The 22,348-nt window shown below is 54.4% G+C and carries 17 protein-coding genes; 6 read left to right on the forward strand and 11 right to left on the reverse strand.

Features of this window, described 5'->3' with window-relative positions; all coding sequences use genetic code 11:
• Positions 1-132: 132 nt before the first annotated feature.
• A complete protein-coding gene (locus ACQG2G_RS19845) occupies positions 133-1,635 on the forward strand; it encodes a helicase HerA-like C-terminal domain-containing protein (RefSeq protein WP_061772664.1) in 1,503 nt (500 codons plus the stop codon).
• Here the strand turns inward: ACQG2G_RS19845 and ACQG2G_RS19850 are convergent.
• Positions 1,615-2,556 carry a TIGR01212 family radical SAM protein gene (locus tag ACQG2G_RS19850; protein WP_097533874.1) on the reverse strand — a complete coding sequence of 314 codons (942 nt, stop codon included), beginning with the start codon at positions 2,554-2,556 and terminating at the stop codon, positions 1,615-1,617. The genes ACQG2G_RS19845 and ACQG2G_RS19850 overlap by 21 nt on opposite strands.
• Before the next feature lie 681 nt (positions 2,557-3,237).
• Between ACQG2G_RS19850 and gltB the strand changes: the two genes are divergently transcribed.
• Positions 3,238-7,698, forward strand: coding sequence for a glutamate synthase large subunit (gene gltB, locus ACQG2G_RS19855; RefSeq protein WP_248078681.1), 4,461 nt, complete (start codon positions 3,238-3,240; stop codon positions 7,696-7,698).
• Between the two features lie 9 nt (positions 7,699-7,707).
• Positions 7,708-9,126 (forward strand): glutamate synthase subunit GltD, encoded by a 1,419-nt coding sequence (gene gltD / locus ACQG2G_RS19860; protein ID WP_013098959.1) that lies wholly within the window; start codon positions 7,708-7,710, stop codon positions 9,124-9,126.
• Between the two features lie 30 nt (positions 9,127-9,156).
• Here the strand turns inward: gltD and ACQG2G_RS19865 are convergent, their stop codons facing one another.
• From ACQG2G_RS19865 to zapE, 9 genes are all read right to left on the reverse strand, one after another.
• The gene (locus ACQG2G_RS19865; RefSeq protein WP_013098960.1) at positions 9,157-9,708 is read right to left on the reverse strand and encodes a membrane protein; all 552 of its coding nucleotides are present in this window, start codon (positions 9,706-9,708) and stop codon (positions 9,157-9,159) included.
• Entirely contained in the window at positions 9,705-12,131 is a 2,427-nt protein-coding gene (locus ACQG2G_RS19870; RefSeq protein WP_248078678.1) for a fimbrial biogenesis outer membrane usher protein, read from the reverse strand. The genes ACQG2G_RS19865 and ACQG2G_RS19870 overlap by 4 nt, the downstream gene beginning before the upstream one ends.
• Positions 12,132-12,137: 6 nt before the next feature.
• Entirely contained in the window at positions 12,138-12,845 is a 708-nt protein-coding gene (locus ACQG2G_RS19875) for a fimbria/pilus chaperone family protein (protein WP_058679450.1), read from the reverse strand.
• A 110-nt stretch (positions 12,846-12,955) separates the two neighbouring features.
• A complete protein-coding gene (locus tag ACQG2G_RS19880) occupies positions 12,956-13,627 on the reverse strand; it encodes a DUF1120 domain-containing protein (protein ID WP_023619954.1) in 672 nt (223 codons plus the stop codon).
• Between the two features lie 421 nt (positions 13,628-14,048).
• Positions 14,049-14,546, reverse strand: a complete 498-nt coding sequence (gene sspB / locus ACQG2G_RS19885) for a ClpXP protease specificity-enhancing factor (RefSeq protein WP_013098964.1) — start codon at positions 14,544-14,546, stop codon at positions 14,049-14,051.
• A 5-nt stretch (positions 14,547-14,551) separates the two neighbouring features.
• On the reverse strand, positions 14,552-15,190 hold the full coding sequence (gene sspA / locus ACQG2G_RS19890; RefSeq protein WP_013098965.1) for a stringent starvation protein SspA: 639 nt from the start codon (positions 15,188-15,190) through the stop codon (positions 14,552-14,554).
• Between the two features lie 308 nt (positions 15,191-15,498).
• Complete coding sequence (gene rpsI / locus ACQG2G_RS19895; RefSeq protein WP_000829818.1) at positions 15,499-15,891, reverse strand: 30S ribosomal protein S9; 393 nt, start codon at positions 15,889-15,891, stop codon at positions 15,499-15,501.
• Positions 15,892-15,906: 15 nt separating this feature from the next.
• A complete protein-coding gene (gene rplM / locus ACQG2G_RS19900) occupies positions 15,907-16,335 on the reverse strand; it encodes a 50S ribosomal protein L13 (RefSeq protein WP_013098967.1) in 429 nt (142 codons plus the stop codon).
• A gap of 289 nt (positions 16,336-16,624) precedes the next feature.
• Positions 16,625-17,749, reverse strand: coding sequence for a cell division protein ZapE (zapE, locus tag ACQG2G_RS19905; protein WP_020687372.1), 1,125 nt, complete (start codon positions 17,747-17,749; stop codon positions 16,625-16,627).
• 189 nt (positions 17,750-17,938) lie between these two features.
• Between zapE and zapG the strand changes: the two genes are divergently transcribed.
• The 3 genes from zapG to degS all read left to right on the forward strand — a co-directional run bounded on the left by zapG (position 17,939) and on the right by degS (position 21,038).
• Positions 17,939-18,337, forward strand: a complete 399-nt coding sequence (gene zapG, locus ACQG2G_RS19910; protein WP_008502832.1) for a Z-ring associated protein ZapG — start codon at positions 17,939-17,941, stop codon at positions 18,335-18,337.
• A gap of 172 nt (positions 18,338-18,509) precedes the next feature.
• Positions 18,510-19,877 (forward strand): serine endoprotease DegQ, encoded by a 1,368-nt coding sequence (degQ, locus tag ACQG2G_RS19915; protein WP_061771675.1) that lies wholly within the window; start codon positions 18,510-18,512, stop codon positions 19,875-19,877.
• A 93-nt stretch (positions 19,878-19,970) separates the two neighbouring features.
• A complete protein-coding gene (gene degS, locus ACQG2G_RS19920) occupies positions 19,971-21,038 on the forward strand; it encodes an outer membrane-stress sensor serine endopeptidase DegS (RefSeq protein ID WP_013098970.1) in 1,068 nt (355 codons plus the stop codon).
• Between the two features lie 50 nt (positions 21,039-21,088).
• On the opposite strand, the gene mdh is transcribed toward degS, so the two are convergent.
• Complete coding sequence (mdh, locus tag ACQG2G_RS19925; protein WP_020687375.1) at positions 21,089-22,027, reverse strand: malate dehydrogenase; 939 nt, start codon at positions 22,025-22,027, stop codon at positions 21,089-21,091.
• Positions 22,028-22,348 lie beyond the last annotated feature (321 nt).

Genomic DNA, 22,348 nt, shown 5'->3' on the forward strand with positions numbered 1-22,348 from the left:
CTCAACTTGTTGTGAACCGTATGCAAAAGCATAGTCCGCGCTGGGTAATACGCCGCAAAGTAAGGAATTTTTAACGCCATTTTGCCGTCAGGTTGCCTATACTCCACCCAGGACTAAGAGAGGATGAGTATCATGAGTACACCATTGTTAATTGCCAGGACGCTGGAGAAAGAGCTGTTTTTACTGCCTGCGATGGCGAACCGTCACGGCCTGATCACCGGCGCCACCGGGACGGGGAAAACCGTTACCCTGCAGAAGCTGGCCGAATCGCTCTCTGAGGTTGGCGTGCCGGTCTTTATGGCCGATGTAAAAGGTGATTTAACCGGTGTGGCTCAGGAGGGGGCCCCCTCAGAAAAACTCCTTGAGCGTCTGAAAAATATCGGCGTCAATGACTGGACGCCGCACAACAACCCGGTAGTTGTCTGGGATATCTTTGGTGAGAAAGGTCATCCGGTACGTGCCACCGTCTCCGATCTTGGCCCGCTGCTGCTGGCCCGTCTTCTGAATCTCAACGATGTCCAGTCCGGGGTGTTGAACATCATCTTCCGTATTGCCGACGATCAGGGGCTGCTGCTGCTCGATTTCAAAGATCTGCGCGCCATTACCCAATACATCGGCGATAACGCTAAATCCTTCCAGAACCAGTACGGCAACATCAGCAGTGCCTCCGTGGGGGCCATTCAGCGCGGGTTACTGACGCTGGAGCAACAGGGTGCAGAGCATTTCTTCGGCGAGCCGATGCTGGATATCAAAGACTGGATGCGCACTGACAGCAACGGCAAAGGCATCATCAACATTCTGAGCTCAGAGAAGCTCTATCAGATGCCGAAACTCTACGCCGCCAGCCTGCTGTGGATGCTCTCTGAACTTTACGAACAGCTGCCGGAGGCGGGCGACCTTGAGAAGCCGAAGCTGGTGTTCTTCTTCGACGAAGCGCACCTGCTGTTCAACGATGCGCCGCAGGTGCTGCTCGACAAGATCGAGCAGGTTATCCGGCTGATCCGCTCCAAAGGCGTCGGCGTGTGGTTTGTTTCGCAAAACCCGTCGGATATCCCCGATAACGTGCTGGGGCAGCTCGGTAATCGCGTCCAGCACGCCCTGCGCGCCTTTACGCCAAAAGATCAGAAAGCCGTCAAAGCTGCCGCACAAACCATGCGCGCGAACCCGGCCTTTGATACCGAAGCGGCGATTCAGGCGCTGGGTACCGGTGAGGCGCTGATCTCCTTCCTGGATGCCAAAGGCAGCCCGTCCATTGTGGAACGCGCCATGGTGATTGCCCCTTGCTCGCGAATGGGGCCGGTAACGGACGATGAGCGCAACGGACTGATTAACCACTCCCCGGTTTACGGGAAATACGAAGATGAAGTGGATCGCGAATCTGCCTTCGAGATGCTGCAAAAAGGGGTACAGGCCACCACCGACTCGCAGGACGCCCCACCCGCCAAGGGGCAGTCAGTCGCGGTGGATGACGGCATTCTGGGTGGGCTGAAAGACATTTTGTTTGGCAGTACCGGGCCGCGCGGCGGCAAGCGCGATGGCGTTGTACAGACGATGGCGAAAAGCGCCGCGCGGCAGGTCACGAATCAGATAGTGCGCGGCATGCTGGGGAGTCTGTTAGGCGGTCGCCGCCGGTAGCGGAGCGACCCACGGCCGTCCCAGCGCCGAGCCCTGCACACCGTGCTCATGCAGATAGCGGTCAATCTCCACCATCCCCGTCCAGCGGTTCTCACACCATAGCGGTGCCAGAAGCGTTGGACGGCGGGCGCTGGCGGAGATACGATGATAGACAATCTCGGGCGGCGTATGACGGATCATCTCCCCTGCCGTTACCGTATACTCGTCGAGTGCGATGCCGTTTAACCGCCCGGCTTGCCAGGCTTTGGCCATAATGCTGCCCTGCACAATATGCAGCGGGTGCAGCTTGATCCCGTCCACGCCTGTCTCAACGACTTTTTCCAGCGTCTCCAGGCCATGCTGAAGCCCTTCTCCCGGCAGGCCGACAATCAGATGCGTGCAGACTTTCAGGCCACGTTCGCGGGCCAGGCGGGTGGTGCGCTGATAGCAGGCAAAATCATGGCCGCGATTAATACGGTGCAGGGTTTTGTCATGCGCGCTCTGCAGGCCTAGTTCCAGCCAGATCTCATAGCCCTGCTCTTTATACTCGCTGAGTAAATCCAGCACCGCGTCGGGCACGCAGTCCGGACGCGTACCGACACACAGCCCGACAATGTTCGCCTGAGCGACCGCCTGTTGATACATCGAACGCAGCACCTGCACTTCCGCCCATGTGCTGGTGTAGGCCTGGAAATAGGCCAGATACTGCTTTGCCCGGTTCACAAGACGGGCCTGATGCGCGAGCTGTTCCGCGATAGATTTATGCTGCTGCGCCTCGTCCGCAAAGGAGGCCACGTTACAGAAGGTGCAGCCGCCGCGCCCGAGCGTACCATCGCGATTCGGGCAGCTAAAACCGCCATGCAGCGTCAGCTTGTGAACCTTTTGCCCGTAGCGCTGCAAAAGATCCCCACCAAACATATTGACTAATTTCTGTAACTGCATAATCTGATAGACCGTCCCGAAGAAAGGGGACAAGCCTGCCATTTTTAGCCACCATCGGCGATGACCTGGATCAATCGCCCTGGCTGGCCTTTATCTATTTGAATAACTACTCAAGATTACTGCAATTTCATTCACCCCAAATGTGATTACTTTTCCTTATGTTCTGATTGTTTTTTTTATTTATAACGCCAGCACTGAAAAACAGTGACTTTATGCGGGTTTAAACCGCACAGCAGTTTATTATCCTGCCATAAAACCGCTATTCAGCATGCTGCATCAATAATACCGCTTTCATATAGTGAGTCAGATCACACTCCGCTGCGACTTCGCAGGGCGCTTAGTGGTTGTAAAAATAGTTAAATATCTTTTAAATACAATGCATTATCTTCTCTATAGCACATTTTTGTATAAATAAGATTGCCATTTGACCTGTGTACCAATTCCCGATAAGTTGGAAATCCGCTGGAAGCTTTCTGGATGAGCGGCCTGCTCATCATATTTATGCAGTAATTGAGATTCCCTCTGAAGCAAGTCCTCAAACTTGTTTACCTGCGCGAAAGGATGAAAAGAGGGCGAATGCGAGGTCCGCGTATGAAACGCAAACCCCGTCGCCATGCTCTTTCTGTGCCTGTGCGCCACGGTTCAGTGGGAAGCCCGACGAGCCTGGGGAGGTTCACTGATATGTTGTACGATAAATCCCTTGAGAAGGATAACTGTGGTTTCGGCCTGATCGCCCACATAGAAGGCGAACCTAGCCACAAGGTAGTGCGTACTGCTATTCACGCACTGGCCCGTATGCAGCACCGTGGTGCCATCCTTGCCGATGGTAAAACCGGCGACGGTTGCGGCCTGCTGCTGCAAAAACCGGATCGTTTCTTCCGTATCGTGGCGGAAGAGCGCGGCTGGCGTTTAGCCAAAAACTACGCTGTCGGTATGCTGTTCCTGAATCAGGATCCTGAAAAAGCTGCCGCCTCACGCCGCATCGTTGAAGAAGAACTTCAGCGTGAAACCCTGTCTATTGTCGGCTGGCGCGATGTGCCAACCAACGAAGGGGTGCTCGGTGAAATCGCCCTCTCCTCGCTGCCTCGTATTGAACAGATTTTTGTTAATGCGCCTGCGGGCTGGCGTCCACGTGATATGGAACGCCGTCTGTTTATCGCCCGCCGCCGCATTGAAAAACGTCTCCAGGACGATAAAGAGTTCTACGTCTGTAGCCTCTCGAACCTAGTGAACATCTATAAAGGTCTGTGTATGCCGGCTGACCTGCCGCGCTTCTACCTGGACCTGGCGGACCTGCGTCTGGAATCGGCCATTTGCCTGTTCCACCAGCGCTTCTCCACCAACACCGTTCCACGCTGGCCACTGGCACAGCCGTTCCGCTATCTGGCGCACAACGGCGAGATCAACACCATCACCGGTAACCGCCAGTGGGCGCGCGCCCGTACCTATAAGTTCCAGACCCCACTGATCCCGGACCTGCATGATGCTGCGCCGTTCGTTAACGAAACCGGCTCTGACTCCAGCTCCATGGATAACATGCTGGAACTGCTGCTGGCAGGCGGCATGGATATCGTGCGTGCCATGCGTCTGCTCGTGCCACCGGCCTGGCAGAACAACCCGGACATGGATCCGGAGCTGCGCGCATTCTTTGACTTTAACTCCATGCATATGGAGCCATGGGATGGCCCGGCGGGCATCGTCATGTCCGACGGTCGTTTCGCCGCCTGTAACCTGGACCGTAACGGTCTGCGTCCGGCGCGCTACGTCATCACCAAAGACAAGCTCATCACCTGCGCCTCAGAAGTCGGTATCTGGGATTACCAGCCTGACGAAGTGGTTGAGAAAGGCCGCGTAGGGCCGGGCGAGCTGATGGTTATCGATACCCGCGGTGGGCGTATTCTGCACTCCGCCGAAACCGATAACGATCTGAAGAGCCGCCATCCCTATAAAGAGTGGATGGAGAAAAACGTGCGCCGTCTGGTGCCGTTCGAAGATCTGCCGGACGAAGAAGTGGGCAGCCGCGAGCTGGACGACGATACGCTGGCAAGCTTCCAGAAACAGTTTAACTACAGTGCGGAAGAGCTGGATTCCGTCATCCGCGTGCTTGGTGAAAACGGCCAGGAGGCTGTCGGCTCCATGGGTGACGATACCCCGTTTGCCGTGCTCTCCAGCCAGCCGCGTGTAATTTATGACTACTTCCGTCAACAGTTTGCACAGGTGACCAACCCGCCAATCGACCCGCTGCGTGAAGCCCACGTCATGTCATTGGCAACAAGCATTGGTCGCGAGATGAACGTCTTCTGCGAGGCAGAAGGCCAGGCTCACCGCCTGACCTTTAAATCTCCGATCCTGCTTTACTCCGATTTCAAACAGCTCACCACGCTGAAAGAGGATCACTACCGTGCAGACACGCTCGATATTACCTTCGACGTGACCGAAGCGACCCTCGAAGAGACGGTGAACGCGCTGTGTGACAAAGCGGAACAGATGGTGCGTAACGGCACCGTTCTGCTGGTGCTGTCTGACCGTAATATCGCGAAGAACCGCCTGCCGGTGCCTGCGCCAATGGCGGTGGGGGCTATCCAGACGCGTCTGGTCGATAAGAGCCTGCGCTGCGACGCCAACATCATTGTTGAAACCGCAAGCGCGCGCGATCCGCACCACTTTGCTGTGCTGTTAGGCTTTGGTGCGACGGCGATCTATCCATACCTGGCCTACGAAACGCTGGCTCGTCTGGTGGACACCCGCGCGATCGACAAAGATTACCGTACCGTGATGCTGAACTACCGTAACGGCATCAACAAAGGCCTTTACAAGATCATGTCCAAAATGGGCATCTCGACCATCGCCTCTTACCGCTGCTCGAAGCTGTTTGAAGCGGTTGGCCTGCATAACGACGTGGCAAACCTCTGCTTCCAGGGCGTGGTCAGCCGCATCGGTGGAGCCGGTTTTGCCGACTTCCAGCAGGATCTGGTGAACCTTTCTAAGCGCGCCTGGCTGGCACGTAAGCCGCTGGAGCAGGGTGGTCTGCTGAAGTACGTTCACGGTGGTGAGTATCACGCCTACAACCCGGACGTGGTGCGCACGCTGCAGCAGGCCGTCCAGAGCGGCGAGTACAGCGATTATCAGCAGTATGCTGAGCTGGTGAACAACCGCCCGGCAGCCACGCTGCGCGATCTGCTGGCGCTGAACCCAGGTGATGAAGCGGTCAGCATCGACGACGTAGAGCCTGCGTCTGAGCTGTTTAAACGCTTCGACACCGCTGCTATGTCCATCGGCGCATTAAGCCCGGAAGCCCACGAGGCGCTGGCCGAAGCGATGAACAGCATCGGCGGTAACTCTAACTCCGGTGAAGGCGGTGAAGATCCTGCCCGCTACGGCACCAATAAAGTGTCCCGTATCAAGCAGGTGGCATCCGGTCGCTTTGGCGTAACGCCAGCGTACCTGGTCAACGCCGACGTCATTCAGATTAAAGTCGCTCAGGGGGCAAAACCGGGCGAAGGCGGTCAGTTACCGGGTGATAAAGTCACCCCGTACATCGCCAAACTGCGTTACTCGGTACCGGGCGTGACGCTGATCTCCCCGCCGCCGCACCACGATATCTACTCTATCGAGGATCTGGCGCAGCTGATTTTCGACCTGAAACAGGTCAACCCGAAAGCGATGATTTCCGTGAAGCTGGTTTCCGAACCGGGCGTCGGCACCATCGCGACCGGTGTGGCGAAAGCCTATGCGGATCTCATAACCATCGCCGGTTATGACGGTGGTACTGGTGCAAGCCCGCTCTCTTCCGTGAAATACGCGGGTTGTCCGTGGGAGCTGGGCCTGGTGGAAACCCAACAGGCGCTGGTGGCAAACGGTCTGCGTCATAAGATCCGTCTGCAGGTGGACGGCGGTCTGAAAACCGGCCTCGACATCATCAAAGCGGCGATTCTGGGTGCGGAAAGCTTCGGCTTTGGTACCGGCCCGATGGTTGCGCTGGGCTGTAAATACCTGCGTATTTGCCACCTGAACAACTGTGCGACCGGCGTTGCAACCCAGGACGAGAAGCTGCGTAAGAACCACTATCACGGCCTGCCGTTCAAAGTGACGAACTACTTTGACTTCATCGCCCGTGAAACCCGCGAGCTGATGGCGCAGCTGGGTGTAAAACGTCTGGTGGATCTGATTGGCCGTACGGACCTGCTGAAAGAGCTGGACGGTTTCACTGCCAAACAGCAGAAACTGGATCTGGGCAAGCTGCTGGAAACGGCCGAGCCGCATCCAGGTAAGGCGGTCTACTGCAGCGAGAACAACCCGCCGTTCGACAATGGCGTGCTGAACGCGCAGCTGCTGCAGCAGGCGAAGCCATATGTGGATGAGAAGCAGAGTAAAACGTTCTGGTTTGATATCCGCAACACCGACCGCTCTGTGGGCGCGTCGCTCTCTGGTTACATCGCGCAAAAGCACGGCGATCAGGGGCTGGCAGCGGATCCGATCACCGCGCACTTCAGCGGTACGGCGGGTCAGAGCTTCGGCGTGTGGAATGCCGGCGGCGTTGAGCTGTACCTGACCGGCGATGCTAACGACTACGTCGGTAAAGGCATGGCGGGTGGTCTGCTGGCGGTGCGTCCTCCGGTGGGCTCTGCCTTCCGCAGTCACGAAGCCAGCATCATCGGTAACACCTGCCTGTACGGCGCGACCGGTGGCCGTCTGTTTGCCGCGGGCCGTGCGGGTGAGCGTTTTGCGGTGCGTAACTCCGGTGCTATCACCGTGGTGGAAGGCATTGGCGATAACGGCTGTGAATACATGACGGGCGGGATTGTTTGCGTGCTGGGGAAAACCGGCGTGAACTTTGGCGCAGGCATGACGGGCGGTTTTGCATACGTCCTGGATGAAGATGGTGAGTTCCGCAAACGCGTGAACCCGGAGCTGGTGGAAGTGCTGGACGTTGATACGCTGGCGATCCACGAAGAACACCTGCGCGGTTTGATTACCGAACACGTGCAGCATACCGGTTCTTCGCGCGGCGAAGAGATCCTGGCGAACTGGCCGGCGTTCTCTGCGAAATTCGCGCTGGTTAAACCGAAGTCCAGCGATGTTAAAGCCCTGTTGGGTCACCGTAGTCGTAGCGCAGCAGAGCTGCGTGTGCAGGCGCAGTAAGGAATTCAGATGAGCCAGAACGTATACCAGTTTATCGACCTGCAGCGTGTTGATCCGCCAAAGAAACCGCTGAAGATCCGTAAAATTGAATTTGTTGAAATCTATGAGCCATTTTCAGAAGGCCAGGCCAAAGCACAGGCAGACCGCTGCCTGTCCTGCGGTAACCCTTACTGTGAGTGGAAATGTCCGGTCCATAACTACATCCCTAACTGGCTGAAGCTGGCCAACGAAGGGCGTATCTTTGAAGCCGCCGAGCTTTCTCACCAGACCAACACCCTGCCAGAAGTGTGCGGCCGCGTGTGTCCGCAGGACCGTCTGTGTGAAGGCTCCTGTACGCTGAACGACGAGTTTGGCGCGGTGACCATCGGTAACATTGAGCGCTACATCAACGATAAAGCGTTTGAGATGGGCTGGCGTCCGGATATGACTGGCGTGAAGCAAACCGACAAGCGCGTGGCGATCATCGGCGCGGGTCCGGCGGGCCTGGCCTGTGCGGATGTCCTGACCCGTAACGGCGTGAAGGCGGTGGTCTTTGACCGTCATCCGGAGATCGGCGGCCTGCTGACCTTCGGTATCCCGGCCTTCAAGCTGGAGAAAGAGGTTATGACCCGTCGCCGTGAAATCTTCACCGGCATGGGCATTGAGTTCAAACTGAATGTAGAAGTGGGCCGCGACGTGCAGCTCGACGATCTGCTGAAGGATTACGACGCCGTGTTCCTGGGCGTGGGTACCTATCAGTCCATGCGTGGCGGACTCGAGAACGAAGACGCGCCAGGCGTGTACGACGCGCTGCCGTTCCTGATTGCCAACACCAAGCAGATCATGGGATATGGCGAAACGGCTGACGAGCCTTACGTCAGCATGGAAGGCAAACGCGTGGTGGTGCTGGGCGGTGGTGACACCGCGATGGACTGCGTGCGTACCTCCATTCGTCAGAACGCGGCGCACGTAATCTGTGCTTACCGTCGTGACGAAGAGAACATGCCGGGCTCAAAACGCGAAGTGAAAAACGCGCGTGAAGAGGGCGTGGAGTTCCAGTTCAACATCCAGCCTCTGGGTATTGAAGTGAATGCCAATGGTAAAGTGAGCGGCGTGAAGATGGCGCGCACCGAGATGGGTGCCCCGGATGCCAAAGGCCGTCGTCGCGCGGAGATCGTGGCTGGTTCTGAGCACGTGATCCCGGCTGACGCGGTCGTCATGGCGTTCGGTTTCCGTCCTCACAGCATGGAATGGCTGGCGAAGCACAGCGTTGAGCTGGATTCGCAGGGTCGTATTATCGCGCCAGAAGGCAGCGACAATGCGTTCCAGACCAGCAACCCGAAAATCTTCGCCGGTGGTGATATCGTTCGTGGTTCTGACCTGGTGGTGACGGCAATTGCCGAAGGCCGTAAGGCGGCAGACGGTATACTGAACTATCTGGAAGTGTAAAAAATGGCCCGGCGATTGCCGGGCCAACTTTTATTTTTTAAGCAGTTGCCAGGTTAAATCGGTCTCCAGCGCGGTTTGATCCGAAATATGGTTAAACGCGCTGTCATTGAGCACCGGGAAAATGGTGACGGTAAAGTTCATCTGCTGGCCGCTGGGTACCCTGCCGTTTTCAACCGCCACGACAGCCTCGTTATTGCGGATATAGAGCGATGACCCATTATCAGTATCCGGCGTAAAATTCACCTGATCCGTTGTTTTCCCTACGTTGTAGCTTTTACCATCCAGCGTCAGGTTGCTGACCTTTATCGCCACACCACCGTTCTGACCAAACTGAAAACGCCCTTTCTGACCAGAAGCCCCCTGTAACAGCGTCGCCATCTGCTGTTTTTCCGGGCAATAGACGCTGACATTTATGTCTTTTTCCGGCATTTTGTTCCAGCTCTGCTGGCTGGTGACAATGCTGTCACGCCGCATCTGGTGATAATCCACAACCGGCTGAGAGAGCGTTAGCTGACAATCGTCAGCATAAGAAAGGCACGGTAAAGCAAGCAGCAATAGCGCAGCCAGACGCTGAATGTTCATCGACATACTCCGTTAACTTCTTCGTAAAACGCGTCTTCGTCGTGCTTTTCAGGAAGCGTAAAATCAAGTTTGCACAGACGGTTATTGTCATCATCAACGGCATAAAGCGCGCTAATCTGATCGGCATCGTTCAGGAAGACATGTCCGTCATCAACCACCGTCACCACGTAGTTATTTTTATCATCCACCACCGACAGACCTTTCGTTAGCGGCTTCCCGTCGGCCTGCTTAATACGTAACATCACGCGGCGGCTGTTCAATACTTTGAAGCTCACTTCGCTTACCGAGCCATGTGCAGCAGCAATATATTTGGTCCCGTTCGCCAGGGTCATGCTCTGCGGTAGCTTGTTCGCATCCACTTCGATACGTGAGTTACGCCATTCAGTCAGGCCGGGAATGACAGCCTGGCCCCAGCGGTCGGTCCAGACGGTGCCCTGCGGCGTGGTGATCTCAACGCCCGCTTTCGGTTCGCTGAGTCTGGCGATGGCAAACGTGTCCTTGATGGAATACGGCGAGAAGGTCACACCGTCTTTGTGCATCGCAATACCGCCAGACAGGGTCGCATTGTAGTTACGCTGATGATCGCCGCTGGTACCGCCCCCGACACTAAGCTGGGTGTAGTGAAGATTAGTGTTGATGTTGCCGTTGAAGCTGTTTTCCTGTGATTCGTCATCACGATCGGCAGAAATATAGTAGTTGGTGTTCTCCCCCAGCGAGCCACTGTTCGCCAGACCATAGCTGGTGCTGTCGCCCTGCTTACGCATATACGAACTCAGGCTCTGCGAGCCGCCTAACGGAATGCTGAGGTTGATATAGAGCAGATCGTCGTCCTGGTCGTCACCCGTGCTGCCCACTGCGCTTTGCCAGTTCACGTTGATTGAAGCGTATTTGAAGGTTTTCCCCCACGACAGAAGCAAGTAGCGGGAATCTTCGCCGTCTCCTGCGGCCTGGTTGTAGCTCAGGCCCGCGCTAAATGCCCCGGCCAATTCTGTGGACCACCGTACGTTGGCTGAATAACTGTTGTCATAGCCCTGATAATCGTCATCCATGGCATCTGCGAGTTCTCGATAATCACCGCTGTAATGCGCCACGCTGGCAGACAGGCCGACATTCTCAGTCAACGAGTAATCGCTCTGGAGTTCGTTTTTGATACCGTTATCACTGTCGCCAAATTGCGCGTTGCTGGCGGCCATACTGGTAGAGACGTTCCAGCCATCGGTAACCATAAATTCTGTGCGCGCCCCCGCGGCCTGGTAATCTTCGGCCACCACGCCGGAGGCAAGCAGGTTCATCCAGGGGAAGATTCGCCAGCCATCGGATACGTTGAACACCAGCGGATCGCTGTAATCACTGTCTATACCACGCACCTGGCCCGCCGAAACGGTCAGGCCGTTTGGTTTTGAAAGATTTCGGGCTTTTACGGATGCGGCGGGAACAATGTAGCGGTTGGTCGAACCGTCGGACTCCACAACGGTGACGTCAAGATCGACGTTGTTACGGACCATCGGGACGTCATCCAGCGTGAACGGGCCCGCCGGGACTAACGTGTTGAAAATGAGTCTTCCGTTTTGACGCACTTCAACGCGCGCCTGCGAGGTTCGGGCAATACCGGATACGCTCACCCCCGAGCTGTCTTTCTGCAGACCGCTGGTCGGCATTAACTGCACACCGGTAATCGGGACGCCGCTTAACACATCTGACATGGCGTTAATTTCCCCCACCTGCATGGTCAGGCGTTGAGGAACAAACACATGCTCTGCGTAGGTATAAATACTCTCTGCGTTTCGGTTGCCGTCGTCATCCGTCAGGATATAGCGGCTGCGTAGCGACCAATCCATCGCGTTGAAGCCCGCCTCCAGGCTTGCCTGTGAGTAACGGTTACTGCTGCTGTCACTTCCGCTGTATTCGTTTTTGGTGCTGAAGAGCGAGTAGTTAAGCATCCCTGCCGTGCCGCCATGCTGGAAATTTTTGACATCAGCGCTCAGGCTGTTAAGTGCTTCCGCTGGCAGATAAAGCTCGACCGCTTCCTGGTTTGGCAAGGGATTGATCACCGCCTGAGCGTAATCGCTACGCAGATCATGGCAGGTCTCATTCGCCTTTATGGGCACCGGCATGAGACCTGCAAATTCCAGGAAGTCGTTATCAACGCACATCGTTCCGTCTTCACTGAAGCGTACGGCCGCTGTTCCGCGATCGTTACCGTTCACTTTGACAGAAACGGAATGCGTCCCCGGTAAAAAGCGCGGCGCTTGTGCAAAATAGCGGTTTAGATCGGCCCCAAGACCACGTGATTTCAGAATATCAGTATCAAACGTCACCTCCCTCGCGTGGAGGGAGGGAGCATCAAGCAACATCAGAGGTATTGCGCTATAAATCACAGCGCGCACAAAAAGTGCAAGTTGGCTTTTTTTACGCACCGCCATAATCCTTTATTTTTTATTGAGATCCGAGATAAAGCTGGGCACTTCGACCCCATAACGGCTGGCCGGGAAAAACTTCACTTTCGTGTTTCCACTGACGGATTTGCCCATAGAAACCGTCATGGTTTCACCGGGTAAAATGTAGGTTTTGGCAAGCGATCCGCTGATGCCTGAAGGCTGCAGCACCACGTTCTGTGCCAGACGCACAACATATTTGCTTGGGTTTTTTACCGTGACAGACGTGCCTGACGCGGTCCATTCGAGGAATTTCCACGCATCGGTTACCACGGCCAGCTTCGCAGGGCGAATCAGCACGGGCAGGTCCTGACGAATATTGATGCCAATTTTCACTTTATTGTCATCGCTCTTCGGCGGGATCCCTTCGAAGGTCACACGCTTGTAGTGCTCAACGTCCAGCGGTTTGCTGGTTTGCAGGATGAAGCGCAATTGCTGAGTCTGACCGGGCTCGAGACGTACCACGGGCTGAGTGGTGACAAGTTTCAGGCCTTTATCATCCGGCAGATCCACCACGTCGGTGTACAGTAGCGACGGATGGCTATCGGTATTTTTGACGTTGATGGTGCCACTGTGGGTCGCTTCATCAATCACCAGCAGACTGGTTTCTGGCACCATACCGGCTGCATGTACGCCAAACTGCACAGAGAATAAAGCTGCGGCAGCGAGTGTTTTAAATAAAACCTTTTTAGAGCATGTCATATGTATATTCCTTGAAAGCACTACTTAACATTCCGTGTTGATGGCGCTTATTTTTGAGAGAAAGCGTATTCCCTCTGCATTAAATTTAACTCACTTTAAATTTGAAAGAATTACAGATACTTTAGGCTGATCGTCAACTGACCATCCAGCCGGGTATCATCGGTAATGGCAAGCGTTGTGGTATTCTGAATAGCCAGAGACGTTACCAGCGGAAATGTTGCTGTCTGGAAAGCAAGCGGGTCAATACTTCCCGATAATGCGACGGTAATATTGCGATTATTTTCACCCTGACTTGAACCATCAGTACTCTTAGCCCAGGTCGTTGAGCCATTCTGCTGATATATTGGATCGACAGATTTTCCGTCTGCAGTAACGCTATTCACCTTCATAAACATGGCATAAGAGCCAATATTTACCGTGCCTGCTTTGCCAACGCCATAGGTCTGGTTAGTCGCACTCTGTGCCCCACCCGTAAATGTACCGGCAGAAACGGTTAATCCTGCGTTAGAGTCGGCGCGATCGTCTATCATATTCCAGGCCACTTTTGTTGCTGCCGTGCAGGTGATGGTGAGATCGATATTCCGTTGTCCTAACTGGTTCACCGCCGTAGAGGACAATTCACCTAAGCGGATATTTCCATAGTCCACCACGCCGCCATTGCTAAATTCAGGAGTACAGGCCGAGGCTGTCAGCGTCCCTTTAATTTTCAATATCGCGGTTTCAGCGGCAAACGTAGAGTTTACGCAAAGGAATAATGCTGTAGCCAATAGAATTTTTTTCACGAGTTAATCCATAACTTATGATTTAAAGAAAATAAAATTCGACTGAGTTCATCCTTGATAGTCGCTATTACCTCCATTTGCAAAATGCATGGTGCGATAATATAGAAATCATAAATGCATGCAACTTAGGTTTATTAACTTTTCTTTTTAGATTTACTCAAACAATAGGCAGGGTTTATAAAACAGAGGTTTCCAGTTCTTTTTAGACCATTTATATTCAGAATAATTATTGCTTGCGATGATTTATTTTCGCTGGCTTTGTATTCCAAAATTTCTGTCATATAGAATAAAGCATTGCACTGTCTTAATTTTGTACAAATCTATACATGGAAAAAATATTCGTTCAACAGGCGCTTAATCTTTACATCGGCAAAAAAAATCCAGCCGACTGAGGAGGGCTGGATTTTATAATGGATGACGCTTATTTTACCACTCTGAGAGCCGGACGCCCGCCGCGTGGTGGCGGATCGTCATCAGGATCGTTTTCATCCTGGCGGTCAGGTTTGTCGCCGTCAATAACCGACATCACCGTGTCGCTGTCTCGCTCCCCGGTTGCATCGTCTTCATTCAGGCTGGCAACGTCTTCATCGTAAGCCGCTTCCGGCTCGAACATCGTACCCGCGCCGTTTTCCCGCGCGTAAATAGCCAGCACCGCGGCCAGCGGCACGGAAACCTGACGTGGTACGCCGCCGAAACGCGCGTTAAAACGCACTTCGTCGTTCGCCAGTTCAAGATTACCCACCGCACGGGGGGCAATGTTCAAAACGATCTGTCCGTCACGCGCGTATTCCATCGGAACCAGCACGCCCGGCAACGTCACATCCACAACCAGGTGCGGCGTGAGCTGGTTATCCAGCAGCCATTCATAGAAGGCGCGCAGCAGATACGGACGGCGTGGTGAAAGTTGTGACATTTCCACAGTCATTAGCCTCGGCCGAGACGCATTTCACGTTCCGGTTCAGTTAAGGATGCCAGGAAGGAGTCGCGTTCAAAGACGCGGGTCATATAGCCTTTCAGCTCTTTTGCGCCCGGGCCGCTGAATTCAACGCCAAGTGTCGGCAGGCGCCACAGCAGCGGTGCCAGGTAGCAGTCCACCAGGCTGAACTCATCGCTCAGGAAGAATGGTTTCTGGCCGAACACAGGGGCAATCGCCAGCAGCTCTTCACGCAGTTGTTTACGTGCAGCGTCTGCTTCTGAAGCAGAGCCGTTTTCGATCACGTTCATCAGCGTGTACCAGTCTTTCTCGATACGCTGCATGTACAGGCGGCTTTCGCCACGCGCCACAGGGTAAACAGGCATCAGCGGTGGATGCGGGAAACGCTCATCCAGGTATTCCATAATGATACGGGATTCCCACAGGGTCAGCTCGCGATCCACCAGCGTTGGTACACTTTGGCTCGGGTTGAGATCGATCAGATCCTGAGGTGGGTTATCCTTTTCCACATGCTCGATCTCAAAACTGACACCCTTCTCGGCCAGCACGATACGAACCTGATGGCTATAAATGTCAGTAGGACCAGAAAACAGCGTCATTACCGAACGTTTGTTGGCAGCGACAGCCATGAAAACCTCCAGGTATATTCAGAATTTTTACTGCTACCGGCCCGGTGGGGCCAGCCAGATGATGTAGCGCCCATCCCAGAGAAGACACATTGTTCAAGAATCGAACAAAAATCGAGTATTCACCGATATTTGGGCAGAAAATTGGATGATAGTTTACCAGATTTTGATGGCTTTGTGGTGAGGGGATTCTGGAAATGCGGAAAAAGAGGAGATATATGCATTGATAATGTGGATAACCTGAGCATTACCCATAAAAAAACCCGCCGAAGCGGGTTTTTCGCCAATCGTTCTGCGTGAGCAGAAAATGATTAACGTTTGGAGAACTGTGGACGACGACGTGCTTTACGCAGACCCACTTTCTTACGTTCAACCTGACGAGCGTCACGAGTAACGAAGCCAGCTTTACGCAGTTCAGAACGCAGGGATTCGTCGTACTCCATCAGAGCGCGGGTGATACCGTGACGGATCGCACCTGCCTGACCGGAGATACCACCACCTTTAACGGTGATGTACAGATCCAGTTTTTCTACCATATCAACCAGTTCCAGCGGCTGGCGAACTACCATGCGGGCAGTTTCGCGACCGAAGTACTGTTCCAGAGAACGCTGGTTGATTACGATTTTACCGTTGCCCGGTTTGATGAACACGCGAGCTGCGGAACTTTTGCGGCGACCAGTGCCGTAGTATTGATTTTCAGCCATTGCCTATAATCCCGATTAGATGTCAAGAACTTGCGGTTGCTGTGCCGCGTGGTTGTGCTCGTTACCTGCGTAAACTTTCAGTTTACGGAACATAGCACGACCCAGCGGGCCTTTTGGCAGCATGCCTTTAACCGCGATTTCAATCACACGCTCAGGACGGCGAGCAATCATCTCTTCAAAGGTCGCTTCTTTGATACCACCGATGTGGCCAGTGTGGTGGTAGTACATTTTGTCTTCGCGCTTGTTGCCGGTTACAGCAACTTTTTCTGCGTTCAGAACGATGATGTAGTCACCAGTATCAACGTGCGGAGTGTATTCCGCTTTGTGCTTACCGCGCAGGCGACGAGCCAGTTCAGTAGCCAGACGGCCCAGAGTTTTACCGGTCGCGTCAACAACATACCAGTCGCGTTGTACGGTTTCTGGTTTAGCTGTAAAAGTTTTCATTAAAAGCTTACCCAAATAATAAGTTACACGTTGGTGAACACCCAAACGTTTAGTCAGTTGAGGTTCACACGACAAAGTCCGGCAAACCTACCCCTTCGAATAGCTCATGCCGACACATAGAAAGTTTCGGGAAAAAAACCTTCTCGTAACGTGGGGTCGCAAGATTATAGAGAAGTTGAGGTCAAAGATCGACCCTTAAATGTGATTTGGAATGGGTTTTTCGGGGGGCGAGTTTTTGCGGTCCGGTACCCTCACCCCCAGCCCCTTTCCCACGGGGAGAGGGTAGCATTTAAGGCATATGCTCCAGCTTCAGATACTCCTCGCTCTGCATCTCCTGCAGGCGCGACAGGCAGCGCTGGAACTCAAACTTCAAACGTTCCCCCTGATACACCTCATATAAAGGCACCTCGGCGCTCACCACCAGCTTGACGTGGCGTTCGTAAAACTCGTCCACCAGCGCAATGAAGCGTCGCGCCTCGCTTTCCATCAGCCGTGTCATGACGGGTACATCCAGCAGCATCACCGTGTGGAACAGGCGCGATAGAGCGATGTAGTCGTGCTGACTGCGGGCATCCACGCACAGCGTCGCAAAAGAGACCGCCAGCGTTTGGTTTTCAACACCGAGCGTAGGCAACGGACGATGGTTAATCTCCAGCGTCGGGGCGTTTTCGCGCTTTGCCCCCGCCAGCGCCAGCCACAGTTTATCCATCTGGCGGGTGGTCTCGGCATTCAGCGGTGAGAGCCACAGGTGCGCCTGAGTCAGCGTGCGCAAACGGTAATCCACGCCCGCATCAACATTCATAATGTCACAATGCTGTTTGATGGCATCAATGGCAGGCAGGAAACGCGCCCGCTGGAGGCCGTTACGATACAGCTCATCCGGCGGAATATTCGAGGTGGCGACCAGCGTGATGCCGCGGGCAAACAGCGCTTTCATCAGGCCGCCCAACAGCATGGCATCGGTGATATCCGAAACAAAAAACTCATCGAAACAGAGGACGTCCGTTTCAGCTTTAAACCTGTCAGCCACAATCTCCAGCGGATCGCTTTTGCCCTGCAGCGCCGTTAACTCTTCATGTACCCGCAGCATAAAGCGGTGGAAGTGCAGGCGTTGTTTACGCTCACCCGGCAGGCTCTGATAAAACAGATCCATCAACCAGGTTTTCCCGCGACCGACACCGCCCCACATATATAAACCGCGTGCCGGAGCGTTAGCCTGTGGCTCTTTTTTTCCGAGCAGCCGGCTCAATGCCGCCTTCAGCCCACCGCTCTGCCCTGCTTCCGCAGGTTTTGCCGTAAGCTCATGGAAAAGGGTATCCAGACGGTTAACCGCTTCACGTTGAACGTCATCCGGCTGATGTGAGCCCTCGTCCAGGGCCAGTTGATATCGCGATGCGGGGGACAGGTTTTGCATAATCTTGTTGTTATTCCTTCAATTAAACCTCATCAGCAGGCGTGACTGATGAAAAAAAGGCCGTTCTACACTACGCGATGATACGTCAGGATTCCACTTCTGCAGAAATAGCGGTTATAGTGGCAATATCAGGCACAGGCAGGAGCCGAGCCAACACCCTACGGAACAACAAGACAACGGGAGAAGTTCATGACCTGGGAATATGCGCTAATCGGTTTAGTCGTCGGCATCGTGATCGGTGCTGTGGCAATGCGTTTCGGTAATCGCAAATTGCGTCAGCAGCAGTCACTGCAATACGAACTGGAAAAGAACAAAGCCGAGCTGGAAGAGTACCGCGAAGAGCTGGTCAGCCACTTTGCCCGTAGCGCTGAGCTGCTGGACAACATGGCGACCGACTACCGCCAGCTGTATCAGCACATGGCAAAAAGCTCCAGCAGCCTGCTGCCGGAAATGACCGCGGAAACCAACCCGTTCCGCAACCGTCTGGCAGACTCTGAGGCCGGTAACGATCAGGCCCCTGTTCAGATGCCTCGCGACTATTCTGATGGCGCGTCCGGCCTGCTGCGCGGCGGTGTTAAGCGCGATTAATCACACAACCTGAAATTATTTTACGGGCGCAGCGATTGCGCCCGTCTTTTCTTCCTGACCCCAGCTATTATTTAGTTAAACACCTCATTGTTCAGCGGTTTAAAATTCAATAACATCAACGTGTTTTTGGGCCCGTTTTTTCCTTTACTCCAGGTTACGAGAGTCAGCATCGATGAAGAAAAAGAACCAGCTGTTGAGCGCGTTAGCGTTAAGTGTCGGGTTATCTCTCTCGGCGTCCTTCCCTGCCTTTGCCGCCCTTCCCTCGCAGGTGCCGGGCCAGACGGCGATTCCGAGCCTCGCACCCATGCTGGAAAAAGTGTTGCCTGCGGTAGTCAGCGTGCAGGTAGAAGGCACTGCCGTGCAAAGCCAGCGCGTACCTGAAGAACTGAAAAAATATTTTGGCGATGAGTCGCCCGACCAGCAGGCTCAGCCTTTTGAAGGGCTGGGCTCAGGCGTCATCATTGATGCGGCCAAAGGCTATATTCTGACCAACAACCACGTTATCAGCCAGGCCGATAAAATTAGCGTACAGTTGAATGATGGTCGGGAATTTGATGCCAAACTGATCGGCGGCGATGACCAGAGCGACATCGCGCTGTTGCAGGTGCAAAACCCAAGTAATCTGACCCAGATTGCCATCGCGGACTCCGACAAACTGCGCGTCGGCGACTTTGCTGTTGCCGTGGGCAACCCCTTTGGTTTAGGACAAACGGCGACCTCCGGGATCATTTCCGCGCTGGGGCGCAGCGGCCTGAATCTTGAAGGCCTGGAAAACTTTATCCAGACCGATGCCTCCATTAACCGCGGGAACTCCGGCGGGGCGCTGCTGAACCTTAACGGCGAGCTGATTGGTATTAACACAGCAATCCTCGCGCCAGGTGGCGGCAGTATCGGGATCGGGTTTGCCATTCCCAGCAATATGGCCAAAACGCTGGCACAGCAGCTTATCCAGTTTGGTGAAGTCAAACGCGGCCTGTTGGGCATCAAAGGGATGGAGATGAGCGCCGATATCGCAAAAGCGTTCAACATCAACGTGCAGCGCGGTGCGTTCGTCAGTGAAGTGCTGTCCAATTCCGGCTCGGCAAAAGCGGGCATTAAATCAGGTGATGTGATCGTCAGCCTGAATGATAAGCCGCTGAGCAGCTTTGCAGAACTGCGCTCACGTATTGCCACCACCGAACCGGGCGCCAAAGTGAAGCTGGGCCTGATTCGTGACGGCAAACCGCTGAATGTGGAAGTGACGCTGGACAAGAGCACCTCTTCCTCCGCCAGTGCGGAGCTTATCGCCCCGGCACTGCAGGGCGCGACCCTAAGCGACGGGCAGCTGAAAGACGGCACCAAAGGCATCAGCATCGATACCGTAGAGAAGAGCAGCCCTGCCGCGCAGGCGGGATTGCATCAGGATGATGTGATCATCGGCGTGAATCGCACCCGCGTGCAGTCTATCGCTGAGCTGCGCAAGGTGCTGGAAAGTAAACCAACGGTCATTGCCCTGCAAATTATGCGCGGCAACGAATCTATCTATCTTCTGTTGCGCTAAGCATTTGCTATCCCGGGTATCACCGCCGCGTGTGATGTCCGGGATAACTCATGTTATGCTGCAAACCGTTCCTTTTTTAACGACACGCGCATCATGCTTTTAAAGCTCTTTCGTTCCATTGCCATCGGTTTGATTGTTGCGGGCCTGCTGTTAGCGGCCATGCCGTCTTTACGCCAGTTCAACAAGCTGTCGGCTCCCCAGTTTGACAGCGCGGATGAAACGCCTGCCACCTATAATCAGGCCGTTCGCCGTGCCGCACCCGCAGTGGTGAACGTCTACAACCGTGGTCTTAACAGTTCAGCCCATAACCAGCTGGAGATCCGTACCCTCGGCTCCGGCGTGATTATGGACGATCGCGGATACATCATTACCAACAAGCACGTGATCAACGATGCTGACCAGATCATCGTCGCACTTCAGGATGGCCGCGTGTTTGAGGCCTTACTTGTCGGCTCTGACAGCCTGACCGATCTGGCCGTGCTGAAAATCAACGCCACCGGCGGGCTGCCCGTGATTCCGATCAACCGTAAACGCACTCCGCACATTGGCGATGTGGTTCTGGCTATCGGTAACCCATACAACCTGGGGCAGACCATCACCCAGGGGATCATCAGCGCCACGGGTCGCATCGGTCTGAACCCATCGGGACGGCAGAACTTCCTGCAAACCGATGCCTCCATCAACCACGGGAACTCCGGCGGCGCGCTGGTCAACTCGCTGGGCGAGCTTATGGGTATCAACACCCTCTCCTTCGATAAAAGCAACGATGGCGAGACGCCGGAAGGGATCGGCTTTGCCATTCCGTTCCAGCTGGCAACCAAAATTATGGACAAGCTGATCCGGGACGGTCGCGTGATCCGCGGTTACATCGGGATTGGTGGTCGCGAAATTGCCCCTATGCATACGCAGGGTGGCGGGATCGATCAGATTCAGGGGATTGTGGTTAACGAAGTGGCGCCTGGTGGACCGGCTGCCAATGCGGGCATTCAGGTTAATGATGTCATTCTGTCGGTCAACGGCACACCGGCGGTCTCTGCGCTTGAGACGATGGACCAGGTGGCAGAAATTCGCCCGGGTTCCATCATCCCGGTTGAAGTCATGCGCAACGATAAGAAACTGACGCTACATGTGACCATCCAGGAATACCCGGCCACCAACTGACGGGCATAAAAAACGGAGCGTAGCGCTCCGTTTTTTTTACCGGGACAAGATCACTTGTTAACGAACTCTTCGCCCAGCGTGATATCTTTCTTCAGCGTGTCCAGCATGCCTTCCATCGCGTTTTGTTCAAACGCGCTCAGCGTACCAATTGGCTTACGCTCTTCGATACCGTTTTTACCGAGCAGCAGCGGCTGGGAGAAGAAGCGCGCGTGTTCGCCATCGCCTTCAACATAAGCGCATTCAACCACGCCCTTCTCGCCCTGCAGCGCGCGAACCAGTGACAGACCGAAACGTGCAGCCGCCTGACCCATAGACAGCGTTGCAGAACCGCCGCCCGCCTTCGCTTCCACCACTTCGGTGCCTGCGTTCTGGATGCGTTTGGTCAGGTCAGCCACTTCCTGCTCGGTGAAGCTCACGCCTGGGATCTGCGAGAGCAGAGGCAGAATTGTCACACCAGAGTGACCACCGATGACCGGCACTTCAACTTCCGTAGGCTGCTTGCCTTTCAGCTCAGCCACAAAGGTGTTAGAACGGATGATATCCAGCGTGGTCACGCCGAACAGTTTGTTCTTGTCGTAAACGCCTGCTTTCTTCAGCACTTCTGCCGCAATAGCGACCGTGGTGTTCACCGGGTTAGTGATGATACCGATGCACGCTTTCGGACACACTTCAGCGATCTGCTGCACCAGGTTTTTCACGATGCCTGCGTTGACGTTGAACAGGTCGGAACGATCCATACCAGGCTTACGCGCCACACCGGCGGAGATCAGCACAACGTCAGCACCCTGCAGCGCAGGACGCGCGTCTTCGCCGGAGAAGCCTTTGATGTTAACAGCGGTCGGGATGTGGCTCAGGTCAACCGCCACACCTGGGGTTACCGGAGCAATGTCGTACAGGGAGAGTTCTGAGCCTGAAGGCAGTTGGGTTTTCAGTAGTAGGGCAAGCGCCTGGCCGATACCACCAGCAGCGCCGAGGACTGCGACTTTCATCCTAAACTCCTTATTATGGTTAACTTAAGTATCTGTAAATCCGTTGCGGCGACCTTAATTCAGCAGGTAATTAATTACAATTTTCGTAGCTAAAGAATTTGAGGTCACGCGACTTTCTCTCTTCCCAGAAGACTTTCTGACAACAGACGGCAACGAATTAAGAGGTGGTTACAATACACCCTGCCACGCCACCAAAACAACATCATTTTGATAACATTTAATTTACTTTTAAGCTTATTTGCGTGGCGTGACCCAGGCATGTTTTCCGATAACGAAATCTGATAATATCACTCCCTTTCATAACATTATTTCAGGCTACTG

It is taken from the genome of Enterobacter cloacae complex sp. 382A5 (assembly GCF_050031095.1).
GTDB lineage: Bacteria > Pseudomonadota > Gammaproteobacteria > Enterobacterales > Enterobacteriaceae > Enterobacter > Enterobacter cloacae.

Bases quoted from the DNA above. Each gene is read 5' to 3' on its own strand.
- ACQG2G_RS19845 (WP_061772664.1), top strand. From the start codon at position 133: ATGAGTACACCATTGTTAATTGCCAGGACGCTGGAGAAAGAGCTGTTT.
- ACQG2G_RS19850 (WP_097533874.1), bottom strand. From the start codon at position 2,556: ATGCAGTTACAGAAATTAGTCAATATGTTTGGTGGGGATCTTTTGCAG.
- gltB (WP_248078681.1), top strand. From the start codon at position 3,238: ATGTTGTACGATAAATCCCTTGAGAAGGATAACTGTGGTTTCGGCCTG.
- gltD (WP_013098959.1), top strand. From the start codon at position 7,708: ATGAGCCAGAACGTATACCAGTTTATCGACCTGCAGCGTGTTGATCCG.
- ACQG2G_RS19865 (WP_013098960.1), bottom strand. From the start codon at position 9,708: ATGAACATTCAGCGTCTGGCTGCGCTATTGCTGCTTGCTTTACCGTGC.
- ACQG2G_RS19870 (WP_248078678.1), bottom strand. From the start codon at position 12,131: ATGGCGGTGCGTAAAAAAAGCCAACTTGCACTTTTTGTGCGCGCTGTG.
- ACQG2G_RS19875 (WP_058679450.1), bottom strand. From the start codon at position 12,845: ATGACATGCTCTAAAAAGGTTTTATTTAAAACACTCGCTGCCGCAGCT.
- sspA (WP_013098965.1), bottom strand. From the start codon at position 15,190: ATGGCTGTCGCTGCCAACAAACGTTCGGTAATGACGCTGTTTTCTGGT.
- rpsI (WP_000829818.1), bottom strand. From the start codon at position 15,891: ATGGCTGAAAATCAATACTACGGCACTGGTCGCCGCAAAAGTTCCGCA.
- rplM (WP_013098967.1), bottom strand. From the start codon at position 16,335: ATGAAAACTTTTACAGCTAAACCAGAAACCGTACAACGCGACTGGTAT.
- zapE (WP_020687372.1), bottom strand. From the start codon at position 17,749: ATGCAAAACCTGTCCCCCGCATCGCGATATCAACTGGCCCTGGACGAG.
- zapG (WP_008502832.1), top strand. From the start codon at position 17,939: ATGACCTGGGAATATGCGCTAATCGGTTTAGTCGTCGGCATCGTGATC.
- degQ (WP_061771675.1), top strand. From the start codon at position 18,510: ATGAAGAAAAAGAACCAGCTGTTGAGCGCGTTAGCGTTAAGTGTCGGG.
- degS (WP_013098970.1), top strand. From the start codon at position 19,971: ATGCTTTTAAAGCTCTTTCGTTCCATTGCCATCGGTTTGATTGTTGCG.
- mdh (WP_020687375.1), bottom strand. From the start codon at position 22,027: ATGAAAGTCGCAGTCCTCGGCGCTGCTGGTGGTATCGGCCAGGCGCTT.